General features: G+C 35.6%; 10 protein-coding genes. 7 read left to right on the top strand and 3 right to left on the bottom strand.

Annotated elements, in window-relative coordinates; all coding sequences use genetic code 11:
* The first annotated feature begins 455 nt into the window (after positions 1–455).
* From V7164_RS04530 to V7164_RS04520, 3 genes are all read left to right on the top strand, one after another.
* Positions 456–803, top strand: coding sequence for a PadR family transcriptional regulator (locus tag V7164_RS04530; protein WP_066291043.1), 348 nt, complete (start codon positions 456–458; stop codon positions 801–803).
* Positions 784–1,422 (top strand): hypothetical protein, encoded by a 639-nt coding sequence (locus V7164_RS04525; RefSeq protein ID WP_335344296.1) that lies wholly within the window; start codon positions 784–786, stop codon positions 1,420–1,422. Before V7164_RS04530 ends, V7164_RS04525 begins: the two co-directional genes overlap by 20 nt.
* A gap of 69 nt (positions 1,423–1,491) precedes the next feature.
* A complete protein-coding gene (locus tag V7164_RS04520) occupies positions 1,492–2,952 on the top strand; it encodes a DUF4153 domain-containing protein (RefSeq protein WP_335353487.1) in 1,461 nt (486 codons plus the stop codon).
* Between the two features lie 53 nt (positions 2,953–3,005).
* Here V7164_RS04520 and V7164_RS04515 read toward each other — a convergent pair whose 3' ends face one another.
* The gene (locus V7164_RS04515) at positions 3,006–4,088 is read right to left on the bottom strand and encodes an AI-2E family transporter (RefSeq protein ID WP_335344298.1); all 1,083 of its coding nucleotides are present in this window, start codon (positions 4,086–4,088) and stop codon (positions 3,006–3,008) included.
* Between the two features lie 249 nt (positions 4,089–4,337).
* Here V7164_RS04515 and V7164_RS04510 point away from each other — a divergent pair, with 249 nt between their 5' ends.
* The 4 genes from V7164_RS04510 (at position 4,338) to V7164_RS04495 (ending at position 7,549) form a co-directional block, all read left to right on the top strand.
* Positions 4,338–5,168: an undecaprenyl-diphosphate phosphatase gene (locus V7164_RS04510; RefSeq protein WP_335344299.1), complete on the top strand. Its 831-nt coding sequence runs from the start codon at positions 4,338–4,340 to the stop codon at positions 5,166–5,168.
* Positions 5,169–5,423: 255 nt separating this feature from the next.
* A complete protein-coding gene (locus V7164_RS04505) occupies positions 5,424–5,795 on the top strand; it encodes a MerR family transcriptional regulator (RefSeq protein WP_335344300.1) in 372 nt (123 codons plus the stop codon).
* Between the two features lie 120 nt (positions 5,796–5,915).
* The gene (locus V7164_RS04500; RefSeq protein ID WP_335353486.1) at positions 5,916–7,232 is read left to right on the top strand and encodes a hemolysin family protein; all 1,317 of its coding nucleotides are present in this window, start codon (positions 5,916–5,918) and stop codon (positions 7,230–7,232) included.
* A 155-nt stretch (positions 7,233–7,387) separates the two neighbouring features.
* Positions 7,388–7,549, top strand: coding sequence for a hypothetical protein (locus V7164_RS04495; protein ID WP_335353485.1), 162 nt, complete (start codon positions 7,388–7,390; stop codon positions 7,547–7,549).
* A 15-nt stretch (positions 7,550–7,564) separates the two neighbouring features.
* Here V7164_RS04495 and V7164_RS04490 read toward each other — a convergent pair whose 3' ends face one another.
* Together V7164_RS04490 and V7164_RS04485 are read right to left on the bottom strand one after the other, a co-directional pair.
* Positions 7,565–8,296 carry a serine/threonine protein kinase gene (locus V7164_RS04490; protein WP_335344302.1) on the bottom strand — a complete coding sequence of 244 codons (732 nt, stop codon included), beginning with the start codon at positions 8,294–8,296 and terminating at the stop codon, positions 7,565–7,567.
* Positions 8,297–8,532: 236 nt separating this feature from the next.
* Positions 8,533–9,084 (bottom strand): TVP38/TMEM64 family protein, encoded by a 552-nt coding sequence (locus V7164_RS04485; RefSeq protein WP_335344303.1) that lies wholly within the window; start codon positions 9,082–9,084, stop codon positions 8,533–8,535.
* Between the last annotated feature and the right edge of the window lie 77 nt (positions 9,085–9,161).

Here is a 9,161-nt window from a genome sequence, read left to right as displayed (position 1 = left end):
GCATGGGCGGTGTTCCAGGTATGGGCATGGGTGGCTTCCCGGGTATGGGCATGCCAGGCATGTGATAAAAAATATTCAGCCTATAAAAAAGAACTTGAAATAAGTTACAATTTTCAAAGTGAATTTGGAGCTATCTTAAACGTATAAAAATCCGAGTTGATGAATGACTCGGATTTTTTAGTTTTGAAGTTGCCATATGAGAGGTACTCCTATCTTATTTTAATGAACTTATTAGCTGCCTTCTATAATTAGCAGTTGAGGTACCGATGAGTTTATTTAACTTTAATAGAGTAGATTTCATGAACTATTCATGGTTACCGAGTATCATCAGTTTTAACAAAAGCTGTGTTCCATGAAAATAAAATTAAGGAGATTTAAGGTAATTTGATCCTTTACAATTTCTCCGCTGAAGTGTAGAATCTCTATATACCTAAAATAACTAGGTAGGTGATAAAGTGTTCAATCGTGAATTGGTCAAAGGAAGTTCATCCCTATTGCTTCTTCAAATGTTAGGCGAGCGGGATATGTATGGATATGAGATTGTTAAGGAACTGGAGAAGCGCAGCGAAAATGAGTTTTCTTTTAAAGAAGGCACATTGTATCCAGCCCTTCATAAGCTCGAAAAGCAGGAATACATTGAATGCTATTGGCAGGAGCAGGAGAAGGGACCAGCCAGGAAGTATTATCGTATTACGGAGGCAGGGAAAGAAATGCTTCTTGAGAAAACCCGTGAATGGAATGACTTTGTTTCCGTAATGAACAAGGTGATGGGGAGAAAAAAGCATGGATCGGCTGAAGGATGAGTTTTTAGAAGAGCTTGCAAAGCACCTCGCAAATCATAGCGAAAAAGAGTTGATTTTAAAGGAATATGATGATCATCTTAATGAACTCCTTGTAGAGCTTTTCAAGCTAGAGGATGATTCCGAGGTGCGCAATCAAATCTATTTAAGGCTCGGAGCACCCGAAGAGATTGCGGCCATGTGGAGAGAAGAACTTTCCGTTACGCCCAGCAAGATGAAATGGCTGTTCATAGCTGTTAATATTCTTTTTTTTGCCGGGGGGTCTATCCTTACGCTCGCGCATAATCTGCTAAACTGGAGCTGGCTCACAAGCCTATGGGTTCAATTAACATCTTTTCCGATCTTAATTGTGTGTATTTATCTGTTTTTCTGGGCGTTGCTTGGCTATGAAATTGGCAGAGGGTTTGGCCATAAAGGCAGAAAGCTAATGAAAACGACCTTTTTCTTGGCGTTAATACCAAATTTAACGCTAATGGCTCTGACGGTTTTCCGAATCATTCCCCATGAATGGTTCAGCCCGTTGCTGACTGAAACGTTTATCGGGATCTGTATTCTGATGACGCTACTTTTATACCCAGTTTGCCTGATTAGCTACAGGTGGGGGAAAAAAGCTTCTGTATGAGCTTTTTTTTACCTTCGTACATAGAATAACTATGTATATAGAATATCTATATAAAAAGGAGGCTTTATTATGGAAATCAAAATCGAAAGGATAGATTGGATTTTCTTTTTCTTGTGTTTTTTATTGGGAATTGTGGCAGAGGAAGCATTCTTCAGATATCAGATTGGCATCTCCTATTTTGTTTTCATTTTTGTTTTTTACGCGCTGTTTTTCTGGAGGTTTCGGTCGTTTTCCTTTTCGCACCAGCGGTTCGGCTATCTAGTACTAATCGCAATATGGCTTTTAGCAGCAAGCTATTATCTGTATGATACAGCACTTTTTTATGCGTTGAATATTCTTGTGATACCGGCCCTTGTTATCTTCCATCTTGCCTTAATCACTTCACCGAAAAAAATAGAATGGAGTAACTTGTATTTCGTCATTTACACGTTACAACGCCTGATTGACGGAATTCGGTATAGTGCACTATTCACTAAATATGCTGCCAAGCTGACAAGACGAGGAAGCAACGAAAAACAAAATGTTGTGTGGAAAAAGGTTCTGATTGGCGTAGCTATCTCCTTCCCCTTTTTATTTATCATATTGAATTTGCTTATGTCCGCAGATACTCAATTTGAAAGGCTTTTAAATAGTATCCCTGGTTTGTTCAACTTTAGGGGAGAATATGTTTTCCGTGCGGTAGTTATTTTAATATATACATTCAGTTTCTTTGGATTTCTTCAAGTACTCTTGCAAAGGAACATCCATATTATCCAGAGAGATGGCGCCCTTAAGCCGTTTGGAGTGGATGGAATTATTACACTGACTGTTTTGCTGCTTCTAGATTTAGTCTATGTATTATTCGTTGCCGTCCAATTCAAGTACTTTTTCAGTGGGACTCTTGATGAAGGCTATACGTACGCAGAATATGCGCGCCGCGGATTTTTTGAACTGCTCTTTGTCACATTGATCAATCTAACTGTTACGACTGGGGTCATCAATTTAACTAAAAATGTTGCAGGAATTTTGAGGAAAACAATTAAGTTGGCCTTAACCATTCTTGTGCTATCGAGCGGGGTCCTTCTTATATCCGCCTTCATGCGATTAACGATGTATGAGGATGCTTATGGATTCACATTAACTCGGGTTCTCGCACATTCCTTTATGATTTTCCTTATGGTCATCTTTGCCTATACTCTTGTGAAAATCTGGATTGAGAGGCTATCGTTATTCCGTTTTTATTTCATTGCAGCACTTATTTATTATGCGGGGCTAAATATCGTAAATATCGATAAAATCGTTGTTGATCAAAATATGGCTCGCTTTGAGACTACAGGGAAAATCGATATTCAGTATTTGAACAGCTTATCTGCAACGGGAATCATGGGATTAATTGAGCTTTATGAAAAGCAGCCGGATGTTCAAGGATTAGAAGCTTTGCTAAAGCAGCGCAAAGCTGAAAGAGAATATTTACAAAGTAAATCATGGCAGTCACATAATCTTGCTAGAGATAGAGCTTATGAAAGGCTTGGTATTAAAAGCTTAGAGTAAGTTGAAAAAGGCCGACATTCTTGGTTGTGAGAAAGTCGGCTTTTCCTTATCTATTATTCTGTTTTAAAAATCTTAACAATATTTATGACAAGTACCTTTACTATGGAATAAGCTGGAATGATAAAGATTACCCCGATAATCCCCATAAGGTTTCCTGCTGTTAAAATTAACACAATGATTGTTAAAGGATGGATGTTTAGTGTTTTCCCCATGATATTCGGGGAAATGATATTTCCTTCTATTTGTTGCGCAACTAACATGATAATTGCTACGTAAAGAGCCATGATAGGATCTTGAAATAATGCGACTAAGAATGCAGGAATGACTGCAATATATGGGCCTAAAAACGGAATGACGTTTGTAAACATCCCGAACATTGCTAAAACAAGTGAATAGTTCAGTCCAATAATTAAGTAGCCTATGAACAAAAGCGCCCCGACAATGACACTGACGAGCATTTGTCCTTGTATATAGGTAGAGATGGTCTTGTCCATTTCTTTTAATATGTTTTTCACATGTTCTTTTTTAGACTGTGGGAACAAAACAGCCACACTCGGTGCAAATCGATGACTATCTTTTAACATATAAAATAAAATAAATGGAACAAGTACAAGATAGAAGATCGTATTGATAAACCCGCCAATCAATCCGAAAATACCAAGAATTCCATTAGCAATATTCCCTATATTGGATTCAATTCGGGATTCTAAATCTGCACTCGCAGTAAGCAATGCCTCTTGAACGAAGTCTGGAAAAGTAGCCCGATTTTCCTGAACATATTTAATCCAATCAGTTACGGTGGAAACCATCGCTGGCAAATTATCGACAAATCGTTCTAATTGGTCATTGATGACTGGTCCAACCAACTTTATAACGCCGTATACAAACAAAATGATGGCAAGATAAGCAGCTAAAATAGCAATCCATCGTGGAGCTTTCTTCTTTTCTAGCCATGCTACTAAAGGACGGCATAAATAAAACAAAATACCTGCGACAACAAAAGGCAAAAAAATCGTTTTTATCAAAACAACGATTGGAGTTAAGATAAACTGATTCTCATTTAATAAAAATACAATTAATAAAAGTAAGATGATTCCAACCATACTTTTAAACCATCTTTTTTCGAACAACGACATGTACCAATCTCACTCCCTATGGCCGACTAAAATTTCCTTATATGAATATTACAACTAAATGGCTGAAAATCCAATAATATGATGTTGGGATTAATTTAATATCATTGTAAGTATAGTTAGCGATTTAGAATAATGTTACCTATTATATCCAAATTTTCGGGAAATTTAATAAAACACTTTACGAACCTAATTTTTAAAGTATAGTCTAGGAGAAGAAGCATTTAACAGTTTTGGAGGTACATAGGTTTTATGAATGCAGATGAGTTTCTAATCATCATAAAATACTTAATATTAGGTTTGATTCAAGGTGTTACTGAGCCCATTCCCGTTTCATCAAGCGGTCATCTTATCATTGGACAGAGATTATTAGGGATTGAACAGAAAGGTTTAGTATTTGAAATTCTAACAAATACAGCTTCACTTTTCGCCATTTGCTTTATCTTTCGCCAAGACCTTAAGCGTTTAATGGTGAATACGCTCCAATTTATTCGTACGAAAGAAAAAGCATATAAATCTGATTTTATGTTTGTTCTTTATATTGTGATTGGCACAATCCCTGCAGCCGTGCTAGGTTTACTGTTCAATGACATCATTGCCAAGTATCTAACTTCACTACATACAATTGCGATCACCTTGTTAATTACTGGAGTAGCACTTTGGCTGATTCGTAACCTTCGGGGGATGAAAAGAGATGGGGATTTATCCATCAAAGATGCATTAATTGTTGGGTTTGCTCAAGCTGTTGCCCTTGTTCCTGGAATTAGTCGTTCCGGAGCAACAGTAATAACATCGATTGTAGTCGGCATGAAACAAGATACAGCTTTACGTTTTTCATTTATGCTCTATATCCCGGTGAGTTTAGGCGGCATGGTGTTAGGGGTTTCGGATTTGATAAGTAGTCCAGATATCGGCACTTTGGCTGTACCTTACTTAATCGCTTTTATTGCTACATTATTCATGACATACTTCTCTATGAAATGGTTTATGGGGATTATGGCAAAAGGGAATTTAAAATATTTTGCATACTATTGTTTTGTTGTTGGTACTTTGTTGCTGCTCTTTTCGTCCAATTTATTATAAATAGGGAATAAAGAGAAAGAGACTGACTCGAAAAGTTGTTATACTACAACCTCGAGTTAGTCTTTTTTTCAATTCCAGCAAACGAAAATAGGTGTGAATAAGTTTGACAAGCAGAAATATTTTCAAACTGTGAATCTCTTATTCTTATTTCAAAATAGTTGATAACTATTAATTTTAATTGTATGATTATAACATAACCATAACGTTATAGTTTGGAGGGATTACGTTGGGACTGAGAAGTTAAGAATTGGAGAATTGGCAGAGAAGGCCAGCGTCACTAAGAGGACGATCGACCATTATACGAATCTTGGTTTACTAAAAGCAGAACGTTCTCCTTCTAATTACCGGTACTATGATCATTCTTCAATAGAACGTATTCACTTCATTGAAAAGCGCAAAGAAGAAGGTATGTCATTGGAGGAAATTAAAAAAGAGTGCATAGATAAATTTTCAGAAGAGGTTGACGTATTAGACTTACGACTGAAAATTAAAGGTTTGGAAAAAGAAGTTGCTGAGGTTCTTGCTCAACTTGAGAAGACTGATCAAAAGAAATTCGAAGAAATGAAGAAAAAAATTTCACATGAAAGTTTGTCGCTGATACAAACATTGCTTTTATTGCTTAGTTAAATGATAGTGATGACTCAAGGAAATAGCAAAGAAGAATAAATAAGATAGTGGAGTTTCATAAAATCTTAACCTATTAGGAGGTGTCTCCTTACTCGTATCCTAGACGAGTCAAGGATTATATTGGATGTAATAAATTTATTATTGATAGCACTATTAATTATATTAACCGCATTTTTTGTAGCGACTGAATTTGCTATTGTTAAAGTCCGTGTTTCCAGAATTGATCAACTGATCGCTGAAGGAAAAAAGGGTGCTATAGCAGCTAAGAAAGTCGTCACTCACTTAGATGAGTATTTATCAGCCTGCCAATTGGGAATCACGATTACTGCGTTAGGTTTAGGTTGGCTTGGTGAACCGACAGTTGAAAAGCTATTGCACCCATTGTTTGCTTATTTTGAGTTAAGTGAGTCCATTACAAATGTATTATCATTTGGTATTGCATTTGCTCTTGTAACATTCCTTCATGTTGTTGTTGGGGAACTAGCACCAAAAACCGTTGCTATTCAAAAAGCGGAGGCAGTTACACTTTTACTATCCACACCGATCATCTGGTTTTATAAATTGCTGTATCCGTTCATCTGGTTTCTAAATGGTTCAGCACGTGTCCTTGTTGGACTTTTTGGTATAAAACCTGCCTCAGAACACGAAGTAGCTCACACGGAAGAAGAACTCCGAATTTTATTATCCGAAAGTTATAAGAGTGGGGAAATTAATAAAAATGAACTAAAATACGTGAACAATATTTTTGAATTTGACGAAAGAATTGCGAAAGAAATCATGGTGCCGCGAACGGAAATCGTGACGATTTCAATTGACGATACCTTTAACGATATATTGAATATTATTGGGACCGAACATTATACAAGATACCCAGTTGTTAATGGTGATAAAGACAATATTCTAGGCTTTATTAATGCGAAAGAATTCTTAACGACTAATCTTATAAACAAAAATGCAGATGAAGACTATAAATTAGAGACATTCATAAATCCCGTTATTCGTGTGATCGAAAATGTCCCAATCCATGACTTGTTAGTAAAAATGCAAAAAGAACGGATCCATATTGCCATCCTAATGGATGAATATGGTGGTACATCTGGTTTAGTAACTGTTGAAGATATTATTGAAGAAATTGTCGGAGAAATTAGAGATGAATTTGATGAAGATGAAGTGCCAGCAATTCGAATGTTAAACGAAAACCATTTTATTTTAGATTCCAAATTACTCATAGAGGATGTTAACAATTTATTGGGAACCGATTTATCTCATGAGGATGTTGACACAATAGGTGGATGGTTCTTGACTCAAAACTTTGATGCTAAGACTGGTTCAGAACTAGAATTCGAAGGTTATAATTTCAAAGTACACAATATCGATGGTCATCAAATTCATTATTTAGAAGTTAAAAAAATAGCAGAAAAACAATTAATTAAATAGTAACGAACGGCAAGCTTTAAAAAAGGCTCTGTTCAATTCAATATCTGAAATACCTGTGGGGTATGCGAGCAAAATTTTTAGACTATCCTTTAAATATTACGTTTTAAACTCGTATCCTCCTAAGCCTTACTAAAATAGATGAAAAGAGGTAATATATGTTTAAAAAAATATTGAAAATGGTCAAACATCTTTCTCAAGGAAGCAGCGAGCGAAGACACCGCAATTATCGTCGCGGAAGCAGTAGCAGCAGACGGTACAAATCATTTCCAATGAGTGGAAGCCACCGCTATAAACGTAAAGGACGAAGCAGCAGCTAATTTTACTCTATACAATTAACTTTCTTTTTCTTGCGCATTTATTGCGGCATATAAACCTTTTGAAATTTCAATAGTATTTGTATAAGGTTCGTGTATTCCTAGTAATTTTTTCAGTAAATTAACGGTTTCCTTTTTTAAAGAAAGTTCTTCTGTCCAGGGGAGAGCTTTTTTATTCTTGGAGGAGTACGTTGAATAAAGCAAATATAAAAGCAAGTCCCCTAAATCATAGTAATCCTGCTGTTTCATCTTTAAAATATCTTCTAGTTTGTTATGCTGATTAATTGAGTCTCTTTGCTTAGATAAACCAAAATCAATCAAAAAAGGTTCCTTGTTTTTTAGAAGAATGTTAGCGGTACGCAAATCCTGATGATAAATGCCTTTATTGTGAAGGTCATCTACTAATTCGAGTAAGTGGACAAGAATAAAGAGTGACTCTTTCTCGCTATACGTTTTTTTGCTAATGAAAAGTTCGTCTTCCAGATTATCCCCTTCAATAAAACTCATTGCATAAAAAAAATATCCATTACTTGAAAAAGCTTCATATAAAACTGGCATATTTTTTTGGTTTAGCGTACCTAATACTGAGATTTCATTTTCAAACATCGCTGCTTCTTTTTTATTTCGCCGTTTACTTGGCCGAAGTTGTTTAATCACTCTATTTTCATTTGTTTTCAAATCTCTGCAGAGATATACCATCCCGTAGCTTCCAGCACCTATAAAACTTAACACCTGATAGCGATCTTTCAAAACTGTCCCATCTTTAATAGGTATATCCACAAAAAACTGATAAATTTTTCGAATGGAACGTAAAATTGAAATTTTTCTCACCTCAATTAAATTTGAAAATTTTTATTTCATTGCGTATTAGCTGAAAATAAATATTTTAGATTATATCAAAACTGCAACGTTAAAATTAGATGGATTACGCTGATATTATAAACAATAAAAGAGTAAGAGCAATCAAATTTGATTGTTCTTACTTTTTATTGTTTCATTTTTCGCATAAAAAAATAGATGCTTGTTAAGATGATAAGAAGAATAATGGTAATCTGCCATTCTGATTTTAACGATAACACTTGGTCAACCGAGTATGCTTCTATTAATAGAGATGGTATTTTCCCTAATGTGCTTGCGACACAAAACGATAACAGCCCCATTTTACTGAATGCAGCTGCAAGTGTTACAGCGCCTGAAGGAATAAACGGAAAAATTCTAAGGGCAAGTACAAGAAATATTGCTTCTGCTCCGGCTGTATTCTTCAACTTTAATAAAAGCTTAGACTTTGATTTTTTTATATTAGGTGAAAGCTTTATTAATCCTTTTCTGTATAAGACAAAACTTACAATTGCTCCAGCTGCCTCTCCCGCAACGGAGACCAAGAGCCCCATTTCGAAACCAAAAAAGGCAATGTTTCCTGCAGTAATAAAAACGCTGGGCAAAATGCCTGATATAGCAACAATCATATTTATTATTAAACTAACGAGGACAGCAAGTATTGGATTATTTGGAAACCATTCTAGTAAAAAATCTCTCATTGCCAATTCCTCTCTACAATTTTCTCTTTCCTTTGAACAGTAAAAATACGGTTCTAATCTTGAATGAGAAATTATTC

Source organism: Bacillus sp. JJ1474 (assembly GCF_036965225.1).
Taxonomy (GTDB): Bacteria; Bacillota; Bacilli; order Bacillales; family Cytobacillaceae; genus Cytobacillus.
The sequence above is the reverse complement of the archived record's forward strand: the minus strand, read 5'-3'. Positions and strand labels throughout refer to the sequence as shown.